Origin of the sequence: Bacteroides sp. NGMCC 1.200775 (assembly GCF_040798045.1) — a bacterium.
Taxonomy (GTDB): domain Bacteria; phylum Bacteroidota; class Bacteroidia; order Bacteroidales; family Bacteroidaceae; genus Bacteroides; species Bacteroides hominis.
The window spans coordinates 72,179-93,649 of sequence record NZ_JASCQK010000010.1 but is presented as its reverse complement, the minus strand read 5'-3'; the positions used below and the strand labels follow the sequence as shown (position 1 = coordinate 93,649).

The window sequence follows — 21,471 nt, the reverse complement described above, 5'->3', positions numbered from 1 at the left end:
TCACTAATTTTTAAATACTACACTTTAATTTCTACTTCTACACCACTCGGTAACTCCAACTTCATCAGAGCATCTACAGTCTTAGCTGTTGAGCTATAGATATCAATCAGTCTCTTGAATGAAGAAAGTTCAAACTGCTCTCTTGATTTTTTGTTAACGAAAGTAGAGCGGTTCACTGTAAAGATACGCTTGTGCGTCGGAAGGGGAATCGGTCCGCTAACAATAGCACCGGTAGCCTTCACTGTTCTAACGATCTTCTCAGCTGATTTGTCAACCAAGTTGTGGTCGTAAGATTTCAGTTTAATTCTAATTTTCTGACTCATTAGTTCTTTTAATTAATAAATTTATAAATAAGATAAAGCGGCAGGCTAAGAGTCATTCGCTAGCCTGCTGCTTAAGATATTTTTAGAGTAAATCAGCACGTCCTTTTACTTCTTCCAATACTGCCTTAGCAATAGAGTTAGAAACCTGAGCGTGGTGAGAGTAAACCATTGATGAAGTTGCACGACCAGAAGTGATGGTACGCAACGCAGTTACATAACCGAACATTTCAGCCAACGGAACCATTGCTTTCACGATACGGGCTCCAGAACGGCTTGATTCCATACCTTCAACTTGGCCACGGCGTTTGTTCAAGTCACCGATAACGTCACCCATGTTTTCTTCCGGAGTAACGACTTCCAGTTTCATGATAGGTTCCATCAATACAGGACCTGCCTTAGCACAAGCATTCTTATATGCCTGGATAGCACAGATTTCGAAAGACAACTGGTCAGAGTCAACCGGGTGGAATGAACCATCGACCAAAGTCACTTTCAATGAATCCAGCGGATAGCCGGCCAATACACCATTCTTCATCGCAGTCTGGAAACCTTTCTGAACTGAAGGAATGAATTCCTTAGGAATGTTACCACCCTTCACTTCATCAACGAATTGCAGGCCACCTTGAGTAAAGTCTTCATCAACCGGGCCGATGTTCACAATAATATCAGCGAACTTACCACGACCACCAGACTGTTTCTTATAGACCTCACGCAAATTAACTGTCTTCGTGATAGCTTCTTTGTAGTTAACCTGAGGTTTACCCTGGTTACATTCCACTTTAAACTCACGTTTCAGACGGTCGATGATGATATCCAAGTGAAGCTCACCCATACCGGAAATAACTGTCTGACCTGTTTGTTCGTCAGTTTTCACTGTAAATGTCGGGTCTTCTTCAGCCAATTTAGCCAAACCGTTAGACAGCTTATCCATATCTTTCTGAGTCTTAGGCTCAACTGCGATACCGATTACCGGTTCCGGGAAGTCCATTGATTCAAGAACGATCGGAGCTGTTTCATCGCACAGTGTATCACCAGTGTGAATATCTTTGAAACCTACACCGGCACCAATATCACCTGCACCGATAACTTCTACCGGGTTCTGCTTGTTTGAATGCATCTGGAACAGACGAGAAACACGTTCCTTCTTACCTGAACGAGAGTTGTAGATATAAGAACCTGCTTCAATCTTACCAGAGTATACACGGAAGAAAGTCAGACGTCCTACATACGGGTCAGTAGCGATCTTAAATGCCAAAGCTGAAGTTTTATCGTCTTCGCTCGGTTTACGATCTTCCTCAGCACCGGTATCAGGGTTTGTACCAACTACATTTTCAGTATCCAACGGAGAAGGCAAGAAAGCACAAACATAGTCAAGCAAAGTCTGTACACCTTTATTCTTGAATGAAGAACCGCACAACATCGGAACTACTGCCATCTGAACAGTTGCATTGCGAAGGGCTCTCAACACTTCTTCTTCTGTGATAGTAGAAGGATCGTCGAAATATTTCTCCATCAAAGCATCGTCAAATTCAGCAACTTTTTCAAGCATCTTATCTCTCCATTCGTTAGCTTCGTCAACGAGGTTAGCCGGGATCTCTTCCACAGTGTAGTCAGCACCCATTGTTTCATCATGCCAATAGATAGCTTTCATCTTGATCAGGTCAACCAATCCTTTGAAGCTTTCTTCTGCACCGATAGGAATAACAACCGGACACGGATTTGCACCCAAAACAGCCTTCATCTGGCGAACTACTTCAAAGAAGTCGGCACCCGAACGGTCCATTTTGTTAACGTAAGCGATACGCGGTACGTTATATTTGTCAGCCTGACGCCACACAGTCTCTGACTGAGGTTCTACACCACCTACTGCACAGTAAGCAGCGACAGCACCATCAAGAATACGAAGTGAACGTTCTACTTCAGCAGTGAAGTCAACGTGTCCCGGAGTGTCAATCAAGTTGATTTTATAAGTATCACCAGCATACTTCCAACGAGTAGTTGTAGCAGCAGAAGTGATAGTGATACCACGTTCCTGCTCCTGCTCCATCCAGTCCATTGTTGCGGCACCGTCGTGTACCTCACCGATTTTGTGAGTTAAACCGGTGTAGAACAGGATACGTTCAGAAGTTGTTGTCTTTCCGGCATCAATGTGAGCCATGATACCGATATTACGAGTCAAATGTAAATCATTCTTTGCCATTTTCTTTTTCCTTTACTTTAAGTTTTTTAATCAAATAGGTATTTCTTATAGTAATTAGAATCTGAAATGAGCAAATGCACGGTTAGCTTCAGCCATTCTGTGCATATCTTCTTTACGTTTGAAAGCACCGCCTTGTTCATTGAATGCATCCATGATTTCAGCAGCCAATTTATCAGCCATAGATTTACCACCTCTCTTACGAGCGAACAGGATCAAGTTCTTCATTGAGATTGATTCTTTACGATCCGGACGGATTTCAGTAGGAACCTGGAAAGTTGCACCACCCACACGGCGTGATTTTACTTCTACTTGAGGAGTTACGTTATCCAACGCTTTTTTCCAGATTTCAAGAGCTGATTTTTCTTCGTTAGGAAGTTTTGTTTTTACTGTTTCCAGTGCGGCGTAAAAGATTTCATAAGAAGTATTCTTCTTTCCGTCATACATCAGATGGTTTACAAATTTAGAAACCTTCTGGTCATTGAACACGGGATCCGGAAGGATTACGCGTTTTTTTGGTTTTGCTTTTCTCATTTGTTTGAAAAATAATGTTTTTGTTTTTGGTTGTCTATTTCTTGACGTCTTCAACTCCCCCTCCGGGGAATTTACTCAACCTTTTTATAGCTTATTCCAACAAACTAAAACGAAAGTTATTACTTTTAATTTAAAAAATCAAATTCGGAATCACTCCGGATTATTTCTTCTTAGCCGGTGCTGCTTGTCCCGGTTTCGGACGTTTAGCTCCATATTTAGAACGTCTCTGAGTACGTCCAGCTACACCTGCTGTATCGAGTGTACCGCGAACGATGTGGTAACGTACACCCGGAAGGTCTTTTACACGACCACCGCGAACCAGTACGATTGAGTGTTCCTGCAAGTTGTGTCCTTCTCCCGGAATGTAAGAGTTCACCTCTTTCTGGTTAGTCAAACGTACACGAGCTACTTTACGCATTGCAGAGTTCGGCTTCTTCGGAGTAGTTGTATATACTCTCACGCAAACGCCACGTCTTTGAGGACAAGAATCCAAGGCTGGAGATTTACTTTTCTCCACCAGCACTTCGCGTCCTTTTCTTACTAATTGCTGAATTGTAGGCATTTTAAATTGTTTTTTTAATTTATATTATTGTTATATTAATTTCGTAACTATACATTTTGGGCTGCAAAAATACGAATAATATTTGAATAATCAATGCACTACATCTTTTTTTTATTTTTTAAGAGCTTATTTCCCGGAAATCATTTCAATGGAAAGAAATTTGGGTGTAGCCATCCGCTCACCAAGGCTACACCTTTTCCACCGGATAGCTACACCCATTGCCTCGGATGGCTACACCCTTTCTGCTTTCTTCAGGCTTCTCCCTTTATATCCAATATAGGTGGAGTATCTTCTTCCTGCAACCGGATCGGACCGAACGCACGCTCGTATTTGGCTATATTTTCTTCAAGTGCCCGTTGTAAACGTTTGGCATGTTCGGGAGCAAGAATAATACGCGACTGCACTCCCGCTTTGGGCAATCCGGGTAATACCCGTACAAAATCGAGCACAAATTCTGAACTTGAATGAGTGATAATGGCTAAATTAGCATATGTGCCCTGTGCCACTTCTTCTTTCAATTCTATTTGCAACTGATTATCGGGATTCTGATTTTCCATACTTTAATTATTATTGATTATTCTAAATTCTTCTGGCACAAATATACAGATAATGTTTTATAGTAAAGACAAATGCCTTACACTCTTTTCAACAGAATGCAAGGCATGCAATAACAGACCATTATTAACAACTCCCCCTCTTTCTTTATCCAATACCTGAAGCCAGATCAGGAACATCCGGATTGTTAAGAAAGGAAGAACAGACTTATATAGTTCTCAAACGATATCTGAATAATTTCTGGAACAGTTATAAATCATAAACGGCGAACAATAACCTCCGTACACTTTGATAGTGCTATCTTATTCATTGTTCACCGTTCATAAACCACCACCCATTATTAAGAGTTAGATGTCAACTTATCTTTCACCTCAGTCGCTTTATCAGCCACCTTTTCGGCCACTTTAGCACCTGTCTTCACGGCCTTCTCTTTTGCTTCAACGACTGCCAATTCGGCATCTGCCTCTATTTCATGAAGAGCATTGAACACATCATTTTTCAATTTCTTAGCTTTCGCTGTGCGCGAAAAATGATAAACCAGCGCACCGATGGCAGAACCGATTCCAAGTCCCACCAGGAATTTTGCATTTCCACTTCCCATAAACTATTAATTTTTATATAACCACAATAAACAATATCGTTCTATAATAAAGCTCGTTTTCCCTATCGGGAACGACTGAAAAAAGAGGCTATCCAAAGAAATAAAATGGCACCGACAACGGAAGTAATCAAACTACCGATGATTCCGGTTGCTGACAGCCCGAGAAGGGCAAATACCCAGCCACCCAACACACCACCTATAATCCCTAACAGGAGATTGACTAAGAGGCCGAAACCTCCTCCGCGCATTATCTTACCGGCAAAATAACCGGCAAGGATACCTATCAAAATGTACCAGATAAAATTCATAATGCTTGATTTATATTGTTTTGTTATAGGAACGCTATAGGCACTGAAATGTTCGGGAGTCAAAGAAGGAATTAACGACTATTGAGAAACCTGCCTAAGCAAGCAGTACAGACAGATCGGATTTTCGGGTAACAAATTGTGGCGCTTACTAAAAAGAGGTTATCTTTGCCGAAAAGATAATCTTAGGGTCTATGAAAAATATAATTTACAACATAAAAAAGCAGTCCGAGATGTCTGATGAAACAATAGATTTACTGACGAAACAGCTGACTCCGTGCCGATTCCCAAAAAGGTATCTGCTGATACGGGAGGGAGTCTATCACAAATACGCTTATTTCATAGAAAAAGGAATCACACGGTCGTACTGGCTGGTAGACGGAAAAGAGGTTACGACTTCTTTTTCGTGTGAAGGAGATATCGTGTTCAGCATGGATGAGTTATATTACGGTAAACCTAGTGAAGAGTTTGTGGAAACACTGGAAAATGTACTGCTCTATGCCATCCCCATCAAGACACTGACTGAACTGTACGAAACAAATATAGAATTGGCTAATTGGGGAAGAGTCATTCATCAGAATGGATACCGGGAACTCCATCGCAAACATAAAGAACGGCTGACATTGTCGGCCCGAGAGAGGTATGCAAAACTTAAAGAAAGGCTTCCCGATGTCTGCAGCCGGGTCAATCTGGGTTATATTGCCGCCTATCTGGGCATTACTCTGCCTACCCTGAGTAAAATAAGGGCGGAAGAGTGGTTTTAATGTAGGGCAAATGCTGACAGCAAAATAGATTGTACATTTGCCGCTTAACACATTTAAATCAATTATATCATGGAATTAAAGAAAAGAGAGAATATAGGTTGGATTGACCTGCTGAGGGTGCTCGCCTGCTTCTTCGTTGTTTTTTCGCACTGCTGCGATGCGTTCATCGGGCAATTTGACGCCAATCGGGAGTCGTTTCTGACAGGAACATTTTTAGGTAGCTTGATGCGCCCATGTGTACCCATTTTTGTTATGATGACCGGTGTATTGCTATTTCCCGTACGAACCGACATGGGGACATTTTACAAGAAGAGGATCGGGAGACTGATTCCTCCGATAATCTTTTGGTCACTGGTCTTACCTGTACTGTATTTCGTATATCTGAACTACATCAACCCTGATACTCAAAATCCATTGATTTCCATGCCGGATCATAGTTTGGGGGCTTTGTGGATCAAACTGTATACATTTATCTTTAACTTCAATTTCGATACAGTTCCATTATGGTATCTCTATATGCTGATTGGCCTGTATTTGGTGATGCCTATTGTCAGTGGTTGGTTGGAAAAAGCGTCGAAAAAGGAACTGAAGCTGTTCCTAAGCATCTGGGGCGTGAGTCTAATAGCGCCTTACGTTAAAATGTTCGCTCCAATGCTGGGCTATCAAGGCAACTATGGCAATATGGGTTTATGGGGAATATGTGATTGGAATGATTACGGAACTTTCTATTATTTCTCAGGATTTATCGGCTATCTTTTACTGGCCTATTATCTTACGAGGTATCCACTAAAGTGGAGTTGGAAGAAACTCTTGGGCGTCACCATTCCGATGTTTCTGGTAGGCTACCTGATTACCTCATACGGATATGTCATCACACAGAACCACTTCCCGGGCAATTATGCCTATCTGGAAATTGTATGGTACTTTGCGGGCATCAACGTGTTTATGATGACCTTCCCGGTATTTGTAATCGTGCAGAAAATAAAGGTTCCTTCAAACCGATGGTTATCCCATATGGCATCACTCACATTCGGCATTTACCTAAGCCACTACGTATTTGTATTTGTCGCCTACGACTTGTTGGATAAGGAACAGTTACCATATATCGTACGTATCATCAGTATGGCCTGTCTCGTATTCCTGACATGCTACGCTATCGTCTGGTTAATGTCGAAAAGTAAACTAACCGATCGTTTCATACGATAACATCCTATAAAAAAAGAGCAATCACCTTTACGGCAATTGCTCTTTTTCAGTTATAGTCAATTGAATTGTATTATTCTACTTCATTATAGTCAAGCACTGTCTTTTTGTTAGCCAAAATACGATCGTACTCTTCTTTAGAACCTACAATGATCTTATCAAATTCGCGAAGTCCTGTACCTGCCGGAATGAGGTGACCGCAAATTACGTTCTCTTTCATACCTTCCAATTTATCTATCTTACCGTTGATGGCAGCTTCGTTCAAGACTTTAGTTGTTTCCTGGAAGGAAGCAGCTGACATAAAGCTTGAAGTCTGCAATGCAGCACGAGTGATACCCTGAAGAATCTGAGTAGAAGTAGCGGCAACAGCATCACGCACTTCAACCGGTTTAAGGTCACGGCGTTTCAACATACTGTTTTCATCACGCAACTTACGGGCAGTAACAATCTGACCTGCCTTCAAGTTTTCAGAATCACCAGCATCTACAACTACCTTCTTACCCCAGATACGATCATTTTCTTCCATGAATTCCAGTTTATCAACAACCTGTTGTTCAAGGAAACGAGTATCGCCCGGCTCGTCGATAGTTACTTTACGCATCATCTGACGAACGATAATTTCAAAATGCTTATCGTTAATCTTCACACCCTGCAAACGGTATACATCCTGAACTTCATTCACGATATATTCCTGTACAGCCGTAGGACCTTTGATCGCCAAAATATCAGCCGGAGTGGTAGCACCATCAGACAGCGGAGTACCGGCACGAACGTAATCGTTCTCCTGTACAAGAATCTGTTTAGACAACGGAACAAGATATTTCTTCACTTCACCGGTCTTAGAAGTAACGATGATCTCACGATTACCACGTTTCACCTTACCCATAGTTACCTCACCATCTATTTCAGATACAACAGCAGGATTCGACGGGTTACGTGCTTCAAACAACTCTGTAACACGAGGAAGACCACCGGTAATATCACCAGCCTTACCTACGGCACGCGGAATCTTAACGATTACCTCACCAGCTTTCACCTTCTGACCATTTTCGATCACGACGTGTCCACCTACAGGTAAGTTGTATGTACGAATCAAGTCACCATCTTCCGTCAGAATATGGGCAGAAGGAACTTTAGTTTTATCCTTAGATTCGATAATGATAATTTCACGAAGTCCGGTTGCTTCATCCGACTCAATCTTATAAGTAACGTTTTCAATAACGCCCTCGAATTCGATCTTACCAGTAGCCTCCGTTATGATAACAGCGTTGAACGGGTCCCACTTCGCAATCAGCTTACCTTTTTCTACTATTTCACCATCGGCTACATAAAGTGTAGAACCGTAAGGAACATTGTGTGTAGAAAGTACAATACCCGTATTGACGTCGATGAAACGAACTTCAGCCAAACGGCCTACTACCACTTTGGCAGCTTCGCCTGTCTCGTCAACAACGTCTACCGTACGGAGTTCTTCGAATTCCAAACGAGCATTGTTCTTGGCTACGATACTTGCATTAGCTGCGATATTGGCAGCCGTACCACCGGCATGGAATGTACGCAGTGTCAACTGTGTACCCGGTTCACCAATAGACTGGGCAGCAATTACACCGACAGCCTCACCTTTCTGAACCATATGGTTCGTAGCCAAGTTACGGCCGTAACATTTCGCACAAACTCCCTTCTTCGATTCGCAAGTCAATACCGAACGGATTTCAACACTTTCGATCGGAGACTCCTGTATCTTCTTAGCGATATCTTCTGTAATTTCTTCACCACCAGCAACCAACAGTTCTCCGGTCTGGGGATGTATGATATCATGTACGGATACACGACCAAGAATACGTTCATACAGGGTAGCGATAACTTCATCGTTGTTCTTAAGGTCTGTACAAACTAATCCGCGGAGCGTACCGCAATCCTCTTCATTAATAATAACATCATGCGAAACGTCTACCAGACGACGAGTCAGATATCCGGCATCGGCAGTCTTCAATGCGGTATCGGCCAAACCTTTACGGGCACCGTGGGTAGAGATAAAGTACTCCAATACAGAAAGTCCTTCTTTAAAGTTCGACAGAATCGGGTTTTCGATGATCTGACCACCTTCGGCACCTGCTTTCTGCGGCTTAGCCATCAAACCACGCATACCGGAAAGCTGACGAATCTGCTCTTTAGAACCACGGGCACCGGAATCAAGCATCATGTACACAGAATTGAAACCCTGATCATCAGAAGAAATAGTCTTCATCAAAATGTTAGACAACTCAGAGTTAACATGTGTCCAGATATCAATCACCTGATTGTAACGTTCGTTATTGGTAATGAAACCCATGTTATAGTTATTGATCACTTGCTCAACTTCGTCGTAACCTCTCTGAACAAGTGTCTCTTTCTCTTCTGGAATGATAATATCACCCAAGTTGAATGATAGACCGCCTTGGAAGGCCATCTTGTAACCCAGGTTCTTGATTCCGTCAAGGAAATCAGCAGTTTTAGCAACACCGCAAGCCTTGATTACGGCACTAATAATGTCACGCAGCGACTTCTTAGAGATAATAGTATTGATATATCCTACTTCAGGCGGAACGATCTCGTTCACGATTACACGACCTACTGAAGTTTCACGCATTACATCAACAATGTTTCCATTTTCGTCAAGGTCTTTCACAATAACCTTCACCGGAGCATGGATATCTACCTTGCCTTCATTATAAGCGATCAATGCTTCTTCCGGACCATAGAATGTAAGCCCTTCACCTTTCGCGCCTTTACGGAGCTTAGTAATATAATACAGACCAAGCACCATATCCTGTGAAGGAACAGTAATAGGAGCACCATTAGCAGGGTTCAGAATATTGTGAGAAGCCAACATCAACATTTGGGCTTCAAGCACTGCTTCGTTACTCAAAGGCAAGTGAACCGCCATTTGGTCACCGTCAAAGTCGGCATTAAACGCTGTACATGCCAATGGGTGCAACTGGATAGCTTTACCCTCGATCATCTTGGGTTGGAAAGCTTGGATACCCAAACGGTGAAGTGTCGGAGCACGGTTCAGCAATACCGGATGACCTTTCATTACGTGTTCAAGGATATCCCAAATCACCGGTTCCTTACGGTCTACAATTTTCTTAGCAGACTTCACAGTCTTTACAATACCGCGCTCAATCAGTTTACGAATAATGAACGGTTTGTACAACTCGGCAGCCATCAGCTTAGGAATACCACACTCGTGCATTCTCAATTCCGGACCAACAACAATTACCGAACGAGCTGAATAGTCAACACGTTTACCCAGCAAGTTCTGACGGAAACGTCCTTGCTTACCTTTCAAACTGTCTGACAATGATTTCAACGGACGGTTGGCATCAGTCTTAACTGCACTTGACTTACGTGAGTTATCAAACAATGAATCAACAGATTCCTGGAGCATACGTTTCTCGTTGCGGAGAATCACTTCAGGAGCCTTAATTTCAATCAAACGTTTCAAACGGTTGTTACGGATAATCACACGACGATAAAGGTCATTCAAATCGGATGTAGCAAAACGACCACCATCCAACGGAACCAATGGACGAAGTTCAGGCGGGATCACCGGTACAATTCGTACGATCATCCATTCCGGCTTGTTGCGTCCGCGTGATGCACGGAACGACTCCACCACCTGAAGACGTTTCAGAGCCTCGTTCTTACGTTGCTGCGAAGCATCATTGCCGGCACGGTGGCGCAGTTCGTATGACAACGCATCAAGATCAAGACGTGCAAGCAAATCATAGATCGCTTCGGCACCCATCTTAGCGATGAACTTGTTAGGATCCGTATCTTCCAGATACTGGTTGTCTTTGGGAAGAGTATCAAGAATATCGAGATATTCTTCTTCCGATAGCAAATCGAATTCGGCAATGCCGTCTTCAGCTTTCACACCTGGCTGAATGACAACATAACGTTCGTAGTAAATGATAGAATCAAGTTTCTTAGTGGGAAGACCCAGTAAGTAACCGATCTTATTGGGCAGCGAACGGAAATACCAGATGTGAGCCACAGGCACAACAAGCTGAATATGTCCCATACGTTCGCGACGTACTTTCTTTTCAGTAACTTCTACACCACAACGGTCGCAGACAATACCTTTATAACGGATACGTTTGTATTTACCGCAATGGCATTCGTAGTCTTTGATCGGGCCGAAGATACGTTCGCAGAACAAACCGTCACGCTCGGGTTTGTATGTACGATAGTTGATGGTTTCAGGCTTTAATACTTCACCACTCGAATTCTCAAGGATTTCTTCCGGAGAAGCCAAACCGATAGAGATTTTCGAGAAATTGCTCTTGATCTTATTTTCTTTTCTAAAAGCCATACTTTTATAATTATATAATATGCTAATTAACTAAATAATGTGCCGATTGGCTAATGCCAATGTGCCAATAAGAAAACATACTAATTATGAAATGCCACAGCCAATGTACCTTGATCGGTACATTGGCATATTGGCACATTAGTTCATTATTCCAAATTGATGCTCAGCCCCAATCCTCTTAACTCGTGCAACAACACGTTCAAAGATTCAGGGATACCCGGCTGCGGCATAGGTTCGCCCTTCACAATCGCTTCATAAGCTTTAGAACGTCCTACAACATCATCCGACTTAATTGTCAAGATTTCCTGGAGAATATGTGATGCACCGAAGCCTTCGAGTGCCCAAACCTCCATCTCTCCGAAACGCTGACCACCAAATTGAGCTTTACCACCAAGAGGTTGCTGAGTAATCAATGAGTATGGACCGATAGAACGTGCGTGCATCTTGTCTTCAACCATGTGACCGAGTTTCAACATATAAGTAACACCTACAGTTGCTGGTTGGTCAAAGCGTTCTCCTGTACCACCGTCGCAAAGATAAGTCTTGCAATAGCGAGGCAAGCCAGCTTTATCTGTCCATTCGTTCAAGTCGTCAAGAGTTGCACCATCAAAAATCGGTGTAGCGAACTTCACACCCAAATTCTTTCCGGCACGTCCGAGGACAGCCTCAAAAATCTGACCAATGTTCATACGTGAAGGTACACCCAACGGGTTCAATACAATATCCACCGGAGTACCATCTTCCAGGAATGGCATGTCTTCCTGGCGAACAACACGTGACACGATACCTTTATTACCGTGACGACCTGCCATCTTATCACCTACACCAATCTTACGTTTCTTAGCAATATATACTTTCGCCATCTGGATGATTCCTGCAGGCAGTTCATCACCAATTGTGATAGCAAACTTCTTACGTTTCAGTTCTGCATCGAGCTCTTTGTACTTCTTGATGAAGTTCAGGATCAAATCACGAATCATACCGTTCGCATGATCATCATTAGTCCAGTCGCTCAACTGTATTGCGGTGAAATCAAGTGAATCGAAATCTGATGCACTGAACTTAGAACCTTTGGCAATAACTTCGGCACCCAGATAGTCTTTCACGCCTTGAGATACTTTACCTTCGGTCAATGCCATCAGTTTCTTCACCAGAATGCGTTTCAAGTCTGCTACCTTAGATTCAAATTCATCATCAATCTTTGGAAGCAATGCCTTATCGGCCAACTTAGAACTACGGTTTTTAATGACACGAGAGAATAACTTCTTGTCAATGATCACACCCTTCAATGAAGGGGATGCTTTCAAAGAAGCGTCTTTCACATCACCCGCTTTATCTCCAAAAATGGCACGAAGCAATTTCTCTTCCGGAGAAGGATCAGATTCACCTTTCGGAGTGATCTTGCCAATCAGGATATCACCCGGCTGAATGCGTGCACCAACACGTACAATACCGTTCTCATCAAGATCCTTAGTGGCTTCTTCACTAACATTAGGGATATCGGAAGTCAACTCTTCCATACCACGCTTGGTTTCACGAACTTCGAGTGAATACTCTTCTACGTGAACTGAAGTCAGCAAGTCCTCGCGAACTACACGTTCGTTCAACACGATAGCATCCTCATAGTTATAACCTTTCCAAGGCATGTAGGCTACAAGCAGGTTCTTCCCCAAAGCAAGCTCACCATTCTCGGTAGAATAACCTTCTGTCAAAATCTGACCTTTTGTCACACGATCACCTTTATTGCAGATCGGACGAAGGTCAATAGTCATATTTTGGTTCGTTTTGCGGAACTTCGGAATCCTGTATTCTTTCAATGCAGGTTCGAAGCTTACAAACTCTTCATCTTCAGTACGATCGTACAGAATACGAATAGTAGTAGCATCAACAAAATCAATTACACCATCACCCTCAGCAGCAATCTGAGTACGTGAATCACGCACCAACTGGCGCTCGATACCTGTACCTACGATCGGGGCTTCGCTTCTCAACAACGGAACTGCCTGGCGCATCATGTTCGATCCCATCAAAGCACGGTTAGCGTCATCATGTTCAAGGAATGGGATCAAAGATGCAGCAATAGAAGCAATCTGCTGAGGAGCAACGTCCATCAACTCTACTTCTGAAGGTTCTACAACCGGATAATCGGCATCCTGACGAGACTTAACCTTATTGCGAATAAATGTTCCATCATCATTCAGCGGAGCATTACCCTGTGCAATGATCTTGGCTTCTTCTTCTTCAGCTGTCAGGTAGACAAGTCCGTTTTCAGAAAGGTCTACTTTACCATTATCTACTTTACGGTAAGGAGTTTCAATGAAACCAAGGTCATTGATCTTAGCAAACACGCAAAGTGATGAAATCAAACCGATGTTCGGACCTTCCGGTGTCTCAATCGGACAAAGACGTCCATAGTGCGTATAGTGAACGTCACGAACCTCAAATCCGGCACGTTCACGAGACAGACCACCAGGACCAAGGGCAGACATACGGCGCTTGTGAGTAATCTCAGCCAACGGGTTTGTCTGGTCCATAAACTGAGACAATGCATTAGTTCCGAAGAACGAATTGATCACTGAAGAAATAGTCTTTGCGTTGATCAAATCAATCGGAGTAAACACCTCGTTATCACGAACGTTCATACGTTCACGAATAGTACGCGACATACGTGCCAAACCGACAGCAAACTGGTTAGACAGCTGCTCGCCTACAGTACGTACACGACGGTTACTTAAGTGGTCAATATCATCCACATCTGCTTTAGAGTTAATCAACTCAATCAGATATTTAATGATCTCAATAATATCTTCTTTGGTGAGGACACGCACCTCCATGTCTGTCGTCAAATTCAACTTTTTGTTGATTCTGTAACGACCTACATCACCAAGATCATACCGCTTTTCAGAAAAGAACAGGTTATTGATAACCTCACGGGCACTGGCATCATCAGCCGGATCTGCATTACGCAATTGGCGATAGATATACAGCACAGCTTCCTTTTCCGAGTTACTCGGATCTTTCTGAAGGGTATTATATATAATAGAGTAGTCGGACTGATTCGGCTCTTCCTTATGAATAAGGATGTTTTGAACGCCCGAGTCAATTATTTCATCTATATGTTCCGGTTCGATCACTGTTTCACGGTCGATAATGACTTCATTACGCTCGATAGAAACAACTTCACCGGTATCTTCATCAACGAAATCTTCAATCCAGGTTTTCAAGACACGTGCAGCCAATTTACGACCTACTACCTTCTTGAGATTTGTTTTGTTAACCTTTACATCTTCAGCCAAGTTAAAAATCTCAAGAATGTCTTTATCATTCTCAAAGCCAATAGCTCTTAACAGCGTAGTAACAGGTAACTTCTTCTTACGATCGATATAAGCATACATCACATTGTTGATGTCGGTAGCAAACTCAATCCATGATCCCTTGAACGGGATGATACGGGCCGAGTACAATTTTGTACCATTGGCATGTACACTCTGACCGAAGAATACGCCCGGAGAACGGTGAAGCTGCGACACAACTACACGCTCAGCACCATTGATGACGAAAGTTGCCTTATCAGTCATGTAAGGGATAGGACCAAGGAACACATCCTGAATCACTGTATCGAAATCCTCATGATCGGGGTCTGTACAGTAAAGCTTGAGTTTCGCTTTCAATGGGACACTATATGTAAGCCCACGCTCTATACAATCATCAATGGTATAGCGCGGCGGATCAATATAATAGTCCAGAAACTCAAGAACAAAATTGTTTCTTGTGTCGGCAATTGGGAAGTTTTCAGCAAATACTTTATACAATCCCTCTTTTTTACGCTTCTCAGGTGGGGTATCTAGTTGTAGAAAGTCTTGGAATGACTTCAATTGTACTTCCAGGAAATCCGGATATTCAAGCGGATTCTTAGTCGAAGCAAAATTAACTCTTTGATTTACAGTATTTGAAGACATCTGTCAATGAATTTGGAGAACTTAATTTTAAATATATACACAAAAAGGTTAAGAATCCTCTTGTGAAGGATTCTTAACCGAATTACCTGATTACCAGGCTAATGTTATTTAAGTTCAACTTCAGCTCCAGCTTCTTCCAATGTTTTCTTCAATGATTCTGCTTCGTCTTTAGCCAAACCTTCTTTTACTACACTAGGAGCACCGTCTACCATGTCCTTAGCTTCTTTCAAGCCAAGACCACAAGCTTCTTTAACGGCTTTAACAACCTGAAGTTTAGCTGCACCAGCGCTCTTCAATACTACGTCGAAAGAAGACTTTTCTTCTGCGGCAGCAGCACCAGCTGCAGGACCAGCAGCAACAGCTACAGCTGCAGCAGCAGGTTCAATACCATATTCTTCTTTAAGGATAGTTGCAAGTTCATTAACTTCTTTTACTGTCAAGTTAACTAATTGTTCTGCAAAAGCTTTCAAATCTGCCATTTTTTGTATGATTTTAATGTTTAATTTACTAAATAAAATGTGTTATAATTATCTTTCACCAAGAGTTTTGAGAACTCCGTGAAGGGTGTTGCCACCTGATTGAAGAGCAGAAATAACATTCTTGGCCGGTGATTGCAACAGGGCAACGATATCGGCAATAACTTCATTTTTACTCTTAATAGCTACGAGAGCATCCAACTGGTCAGCACCAACATAGAAGCTTTCTTCTGCATATGCAGCTTTCAGTCCCGGAATGCCATCTTTAGATTTGTCTTTGATCAGTTTTGCAGGTGCGTTTGCAACATTGCAGAACATCACAGCTGTCGTACCTTTCAAAGAACCATAAAGAGGAGAGAAATCACCTTCAATGCTTTCAAGCGCTTTGTGGAGGAGTGTGTTCTTAACTACCATCAATTTGATGTCAGCCTTGAAACAAGCTCTTCTCAATTCACTTGTTGCAGCAGCGTTCATAGCTGTTGTATCTACCAAATAGAAGTGACCATATTCCTGTACTGTAGCAGCAATCTGCTCAATAATCGTATTTTTATCTTCCTTTCTCATTGTTACTCTGTTTTATTAGATTTCCTCTACTGATTTCGGGTCAATTTTGATACCCGCACTCATTGTACTAGAAAGATAAATACTCTTAATATATGTACCCTTGGCTGCAGTCGGTTTCAACTTGTTCAATGTAGAGATAAATTCTTTTGCATTATCGCGAATCTGCTCTGCAGTGAATGAAACCTTACCAATTGAAGTATGAACAATACCGCTCTTATCAACTTTGAAGTCGATCTTACCTTGTTTTACTTCTCTTACAGCTTTAGCAACATCCATAGTTACGGTACCACTCTTCGGGTTAGGCATCAATCCACGAGGACCAAGCACACGACCGAGTGCACCAATTTTACCCATGATAGATGGCATAGTGATAATCACATCAATATCAGTCCATCCACCTTTGATCTTTTCAATATATTCGTCAAGACCAACATAGTCAGCACCAGCTTCTTTTGCAGCAGCTTCAGCATCCGGTGTACAAAGTACCAACACACGTACTTGCTTTCCAGTTCCATGAGGAAGTGAAACAACACCTCTCACCATTTGGTTTGCTTTACGTGGATCAACACCTAAACGTACATCAATATCTAATGAAGCATCAAACTTAGTAAAAGTGATTTCCTTTACCAAAGATGCAGCTTCTTTCAGTGAGTATGCTTTCCCTGCTTCAATTTTTCCTGCAGCTAACTTTTGATTTTTTGTCAGTTTACCCATTACAATTGAAGTTTATTAATTATTAACCGGGAACTCCCCTTTTACAGCGATACCCATACTTCTAGCTGTACCTGCAACCATTTTCATGGCAGCTTCCACAGTAAAACAGTTCAAGTCAACCATTTTGTCCTGAGCAATCGTACGAACCTGTTCCCAAGTGATCTCGGCAACTTTCTTACGGTTAGGCTCAGCAGAACCACTCTTTACCTTAGCCACTTCAAGCAACTGAATGGCAACGGGAGGAGTCTTGATTACAAAATCGAAAGACTTATCTGCGTAGTAAGTAATGATAACAGGCAAAATCTTACCTGCCTTGTCTTGGGTTCTGGCGTTGAATTGCTTGCAAAACTCCATGATGTTGATTCCCTTAGAACCTAATGCAGGTCCAACGGGAGGTGATGGGTTTGCCGCGCCTCCTTTAATCTGTAATTTGATTAGTCCAGCAACTTCTTTAGCCATTTTTTTATTGATTTATATATAACATTAAACGAAGGACAACTACAGCGTAACAATTCTGCGTTATTCCTTTTCCACTTGCATAAAGCCTAATTCAAGCGGTGTTTTACGCCCGAATATCTTTACCATGACCTTTAGTTTCTTCTTTTCACTATTCACTTCTTCAATGATACCACTGAATCCGCTAAAAGGACCAAAAGTAACCTTTACAGTTTCACCTACAATATACGGAACATTTAAGTCTTCACCCGTTTCTTGCAATTCGTCCACTGTACCAAGTATACGATTCACTTCCGACTGTCTGAGGGGAACCGGTTTATCGGAACCTCCCAAGAAACCTATCACATTAGGAGTATTTCTCAGATGGTGAGAAACCTCACCAACCAAAGCAGCCTCCACCAAAACGTAACCAGGAAGATAACTTCTTTCTTTCACAATTTTTTTACCATTGCGAACCTGGTATACCTTTTCGGTAGGAATCAATACCTGAGACACATATTCGCCAAGGTCGCTGTTTTTAATATCAGCTTCAAGATACTCTTTTACCTTAGCTTCTTTTCCGCTAATAGCACGCAAAACGTACCATTTCTTTTCAATCTCAGACATCGTAATTCCTCTTTTTTTAATGTGGATAAATTATTTTTTCCATAAAATTCTGGAAACAGAAGTCCATCGCGAACACTACCAATGCAATAAGCAGGGAAGCATATAAAACAACTACCGCACTGTTAGTTAGTTCTGAATACGTAGGCCACGACACTTTATGAACAAGTTCGTCGTAAGATTCTTTAATATAAGCTACTACTTTTTTCATTTCATAAATATTAGCACGGGAGGAGAGGCTCGAACTCCCGACACCCGGTTTTGGAGACCGGTGCTCTACCAACTGAGCTACTCCCGTTTGTACATAATCAGTTCCCGATAATACTACCGGGAACTGATTAATATTTAATTTTAGTCGATAATTTCAGTAATCTGACCAGCACCTACTGTACGACCACCTTCGCGGATAGCGAAACGAAGACCGATGTTCAATGCAACCGGGTAGATCAACTCTACAGTGATAGTTACATTATCACCCGGCATCACCATTTCAGTTCCTTCCGGAAGAGTGATTTCACCTGTACAGTCCATAGTACGCAGATAGAACTGAGGACGGTATTTGTTGTGGAATGGAGTGTGACGACCACCTTCTTCTTTCTTCAGGATATAAACCTCAGCTTTAAACTTAGAGTGAGGTTTGATCTGACCTGGTTTACAAAGAACCATACCACGTTTGATTTCGTTCTTGTCAACACCACGAAGCAACAGACCTACGTTGTCACCAGCCTCACCCTGATCCAGAAGTTTGCGGAACATTTCAACACCTGTTACAACTGATTTCTTATCTTCACCCAAACCAAGGATTTCGATTTCATCACCTACGTGGATAACACCAGTTTCGATACGACCTGTAGCTACAGTACCACGACCTGTGATAGAGAACACGTCTTCTACCGGCATCAAGAAAGGTTTATCAACATCGCGCGGAGGCAACGGAATCCAAGTATCAACAGCTTCCATCAACTCCATTACTTTGTCTTCCCATTTTTCTACACCGTTCAATGCACCAAGAGCAGAACCCTGAATGATCGGAGTATTGTCACCGTCGAAATCATAGAAAGAAAGAAGTTCTCTCATTTCCATTTCAACCAGTTCCAACATTTCAGCATCTTCAACCATATCGCACTTGTTCATGAATACAACCAGCTTCGGAACGTTTACCTGACGAGCCAAAAGGATGTGCTCACGAGTCTGAGGCATCGGACCATCAGTAGCAGCAACTACGATGATAGCACCGTCCATCTGAGCAGCACCAGTAACCATGTTCTTTACGTAGTCAGCGTGACCCGGACAGTCAACGTGTGCGTAGTGACGGTTAGCTGTTTCGTACTCAACGTGTGAAGTATTGATAGTAATACCTCTTTCCTTTTCTTCAGGAGCGTTGTCGATAGAATCGAAAGAGCGGAGTTCAGAAAGACCTTTTTTTGCCAACACTGTAGTGATAGCAGCAGTCAAAGTGGTTTTACCGTGGTCAACGTGACCGATTGTACCAATGTTTACGTGCGGTTTGGTACGTTCAAATTTCTCTTTAGCCATAGCTTTACTTGTTATTTATTTGATTAATAATCAGCATTTACATCTTACAGAGCTGTTACCGGGATTTGAACCCGGGACCTCTTCCTTACCAAGGAAGTGCTCTACCACTGAGCTATAACAGCGAAATAGAGAGAGAGCGGAAGACGGGGCTCAAACCCGCGACCCTCAGCTTGGAAGGCTAATGCTCTATCAACTGAGCTACTTCCGCAATTTGCCAAAGTTTTCACTCTGTCTTCTCCGTGGGCAAAGATGGATTCGAACCACCGAAGGCGTAAGCCAGCAGATTTACAGTCTGCCCCATTTGGCCACTCTGGTATTTGCCCTTCATTACAGAAATCGAATTTCGAAGTAAGCGTAAGAACGCCCAAACTTTTTCTATTCTGATTTATTCTTGAGCCTCTTGTCGGATTCGAACCAACGACCCCGAGATTACAAATCACGTGCTCTGGCCAACTGAGCTAAAGAGGCGTTTTTACTTAAAAAATGCAACCGTCACGTCCTAACGCGAGCGAAACGGCTGCAAATTTAGTTATTTATTTCTTTCCCGCAAAATATTTGCGGTATTTTTATTTATTTCGTTGTTTTTCCTTGTACTTAACCAGCTGCTTCTCCAATGCTTCCACACACAAATCAACCGCTTCTTCAAACGTATCACAGATTTTGCTTGCATGAAAATCATTGTTTGGAACCAACACCGTAATTCCGGCCTCCTTATTCTCCGCAGTTTCTGGTTTAACCACCTTTAATGACACCTCTACTTTCTTTATATCTTCGTAATATTTTTCCAACTTAGACACTTTCTTCTGAATGAAAGCCTGCAATTGTTCTGTTGCATCAAAGTGAATCGATTGAATTCTAATTTCCATACTTACCTCCTTTTTTAGGCTCGTGGATGAGCTTGTTTATACACTTTTTTAAGTTCTTCAAAAGTGGTATGCGTATAAATCTCCGTAGTCGCCAGACTACTATGACCTAAAAGCTCTTTCACCGCACCCAACTCCGCATCATTATTCAGCATTGTCGTGGCAAAGGTATGCCTCAACACGTGAGGACTGCGCTTCTTAAGCGTTACCACCTTCGAAAGGTTCCGTTTCACCAAATTATAGACCAGATTCTTATAAAGTCGTTCGCCATTCTCTCTAACAAAAAAAGCATCAGACTTCACTGAAATCACTTTGTTCCTTACATCAACATACTCAAACATCGCTTCTTTCAATTCATCCCCAAAAGGGATCAAGCGCTGCTTATTTCTCTTTCCCGTTACTTTCAGAAGAGAGGCTGAGAAATCTACATCCTTATCATCCAAACCTATCAATTCAGAGAGACGCATGCCTGTGGCATAAAACACCTCAATAATCAAACGATCCCGACACCCCTTAAACCCTTCACCAAAATCCGTGTCATCCAGCAATTTATTCATTTCACTCTCTTTCAAGAAAGAAGGAAGTGGCTTTTTATTTTTTGGCCCCGTTATTTTACGTAACGGATCAATACTCACCTCTCCTTGTCTGAGGAGATATTTATAAAACGACCGGAGCGAACTCAGCTTACGATTCACAGAAGTTGAAGTATACCCCCGATCCATCAGTGAAACAATCCACTCACGAATCAGTTCGGGCTTCACTTCCAACGGATTAAACTCCCCAATCTCCTCTTGAGCAAACTCCTGCAACTGCGAAATATCCTCGCCGTAAGCCAGTACGGTCTTCTCAGAATAATTCCGTTCGTACCGGAGGTAATCAAGAAAAGAATCTGCTAACAT

Annotated in this window: 20 protein-coding genes and 5 tRNA genes; 2 read left to right on the top strand and 23 right to left on the bottom strand. The window is 42.3% G+C overall.

Features of this window, described 5'->3' with window-relative positions; translation table 11 throughout:
- Positions 1-17: 17 nt before the first annotated feature.
- The 7 genes from rpsJ to QK890_RS19145 form a co-directional block, all read right to left on the bottom strand.
- Positions 18-323 carry a 30S ribosomal protein S10 gene (gene rpsJ / locus QK890_RS19175; protein WP_005782187.1) on the bottom strand — a complete coding sequence of 102 codons (306 nt, stop codon included), beginning with the start codon at positions 321-323 and terminating at the stop codon, positions 18-20.
- An 82-nt stretch (positions 324-405) separates the two neighbouring features.
- Positions 406-2,523, bottom strand: coding sequence for an elongation factor G (gene fusA / locus QK890_RS19170; RefSeq protein WP_005782185.1), 2,118 nt, complete (start codon positions 2,521-2,523; stop codon positions 406-408).
- Between the two features lie 54 nt (positions 2,524-2,577).
- Positions 2,578-3,054, bottom strand: coding sequence for a 30S ribosomal protein S7 (rpsG, locus tag QK890_RS19165; RefSeq protein WP_005782183.1), 477 nt, complete (start codon positions 3,052-3,054; stop codon positions 2,578-2,580).
- A 160-nt stretch (positions 3,055-3,214) separates the two neighbouring features.
- Complete coding sequence (rpsL, locus tag QK890_RS19160) at positions 3,215-3,616, bottom strand: 30S ribosomal protein S12 (RefSeq protein WP_005675419.1); 402 nt, start codon at positions 3,614-3,616, stop codon at positions 3,215-3,217.
- Between the two features lie 251 nt (positions 3,617-3,867).
- Complete coding sequence (locus QK890_RS19155; protein WP_005811382.1) at positions 3,868-4,173, bottom strand: DUF3467 domain-containing protein; 306 nt, start codon at positions 4,171-4,173, stop codon at positions 3,868-3,870.
- Positions 4,174-4,511: 338 nt separating this feature from the next.
- Positions 4,512-4,772 (bottom strand): YtxH domain-containing protein, encoded by a 261-nt coding sequence (locus QK890_RS19150; RefSeq protein ID WP_005782178.1) that lies wholly within the window; start codon positions 4,770-4,772, stop codon positions 4,512-4,514.
- A gap of 62 nt (positions 4,773-4,834) precedes the next feature.
- A complete protein-coding gene (locus tag QK890_RS19145) occupies positions 4,835-5,080 on the bottom strand; it encodes a GlsB/YeaQ/YmgE family stress response membrane protein (protein ID WP_005782176.1) in 246 nt (81 codons plus the stop codon).
- A gap of 191 nt (positions 5,081-5,271) precedes the next feature.
- Between QK890_RS19145 and QK890_RS19140 the strand changes: the two genes are divergently transcribed.
- Together QK890_RS19140 and QK890_RS19135 are read left to right on the top strand one after the other, a co-directional pair.
- Positions 5,272-5,841, top strand: coding sequence for a Crp/Fnr family transcriptional regulator (locus QK890_RS19140; protein ID WP_367627508.1), 570 nt, complete (start codon positions 5,272-5,274; stop codon positions 5,839-5,841).
- Positions 5,842-5,910: 69 nt separating this feature from the next.
- Positions 5,911-7,047 (top strand): acyltransferase, encoded by a 1,137-nt coding sequence (locus QK890_RS19135; RefSeq protein WP_032531570.1) that lies wholly within the window; start codon positions 5,911-5,913, stop codon positions 7,045-7,047.
- Between the two features lie 70 nt (positions 7,048-7,117).
- Here QK890_RS19135 and rpoC read toward each other — a convergent pair whose 3' ends face one another.
- The 16 genes from rpoC to xerC form a co-directional block, all read right to left on the bottom strand.
- Positions 7,118-11,401, bottom strand: coding sequence for a DNA-directed RNA polymerase subunit beta' (gene rpoC / locus QK890_RS19130; RefSeq protein ID WP_005782170.1), 4,284 nt, complete (start codon positions 11,399-11,401; stop codon positions 7,118-7,120).
- Positions 11,402-11,547: 146 nt separating this feature from the next.
- Positions 11,548-15,360 carry a DNA-directed RNA polymerase subunit beta gene (gene rpoB, locus QK890_RS19125; RefSeq protein WP_044300964.1) on the bottom strand — a complete coding sequence of 1,271 codons (3,813 nt, stop codon included), beginning with the start codon at positions 15,358-15,360 and terminating at the stop codon, positions 11,548-11,550.
- 104 nt (positions 15,361-15,464) lie between these two features.
- Positions 15,465-15,839 (bottom strand): 50S ribosomal protein L7/L12, encoded by a 375-nt coding sequence (gene rplL / locus QK890_RS19120; protein ID WP_005782165.1) that lies wholly within the window; start codon positions 15,837-15,839, stop codon positions 15,465-15,467.
- A gap of 48 nt (positions 15,840-15,887) precedes the next feature.
- Entirely contained in the window at positions 15,888-16,400 is a 513-nt protein-coding gene (gene rplJ, locus QK890_RS19115) for a 50S ribosomal protein L10 (RefSeq protein ID WP_005782163.1), read from the bottom strand.
- Positions 16,401-16,415: 15 nt separating this feature from the next.
- Positions 16,416-17,114, bottom strand: a complete 699-nt coding sequence (rplA, locus tag QK890_RS19110; RefSeq protein WP_005782161.1) for a 50S ribosomal protein L1 — start codon at positions 17,112-17,114, stop codon at positions 16,416-16,418.
- Between the two features lie 15 nt (positions 17,115-17,129).
- Positions 17,130-17,573 carry a 50S ribosomal protein L11 gene (gene rplK / locus QK890_RS19105; protein WP_004291286.1) on the bottom strand — a complete coding sequence of 148 codons (444 nt, stop codon included), beginning with the start codon at positions 17,571-17,573 and terminating at the stop codon, positions 17,130-17,132.
- A gap of 60 nt (positions 17,574-17,633) precedes the next feature.
- Entirely contained in the window at positions 17,634-18,176 is a 543-nt protein-coding gene (gene nusG / locus QK890_RS19100) for a transcription termination/antitermination protein NusG (RefSeq protein WP_005782159.1), read from the bottom strand.
- 16 nt (positions 18,177-18,192) lie between these two features.
- On the bottom strand, positions 18,193-18,384 hold the full coding sequence (gene secE / locus QK890_RS19095; protein WP_005782157.1) for a preprotein translocase subunit SecE: 192 nt from the start codon (positions 18,382-18,384) through the stop codon (positions 18,193-18,195).
- 14 nt (positions 18,385-18,398) lie between these two features.
- Positions 18,399-18,471: transfer RNA gene (locus QK890_RS19090), tRNA-Trp, on the bottom strand.
- Between the two features lie 53 nt (positions 18,472-18,524).
- Positions 18,525-19,709 carry an elongation factor Tu gene (gene tuf / locus QK890_RS19085; RefSeq protein ID WP_005782155.1) on the bottom strand — a complete coding sequence of 395 codons (1,185 nt, stop codon included), beginning with the start codon at positions 19,707-19,709 and terminating at the stop codon, positions 18,525-18,527.
- Between the two features lie 50 nt (positions 19,710-19,759).
- Positions 19,760-19,831: transfer RNA gene (locus QK890_RS19080), tRNA-Thr, on the bottom strand.
- A gap of 13 nt (positions 19,832-19,844) precedes the next feature.
- Positions 19,845-19,917 (bottom strand) — tRNA-Gly (locus tag QK890_RS19075).
- Positions 19,918-19,949: 32 nt separating this feature from the next.
- Positions 19,950-20,032 (bottom strand) — tRNA-Tyr (locus QK890_RS19070).
- A 71-nt stretch (positions 20,033-20,103) separates the two neighbouring features.
- Positions 20,104-20,177, bottom strand: a tRNA-Thr gene (locus tag QK890_RS19065).
- 98 nt (positions 20,178-20,275) lie between these two features.
- Positions 20,276-20,575 (bottom strand): ribosome-associated translation inhibitor RaiA, encoded by a 300-nt coding sequence (gene raiA / locus QK890_RS19060; protein ID WP_005782154.1) that lies wholly within the window; start codon positions 20,573-20,575, stop codon positions 20,276-20,278.
- Positions 20,576-20,589: 14 nt separating this feature from the next.
- Positions 20,590-21,471 carry a tyrosine recombinase XerC gene (gene xerC / locus QK890_RS19055; protein ID WP_032539200.1) on the bottom strand — a complete coding sequence of 294 codons (882 nt, stop codon included), beginning with the start codon at positions 21,469-21,471 and terminating at the stop codon, positions 20,590-20,592.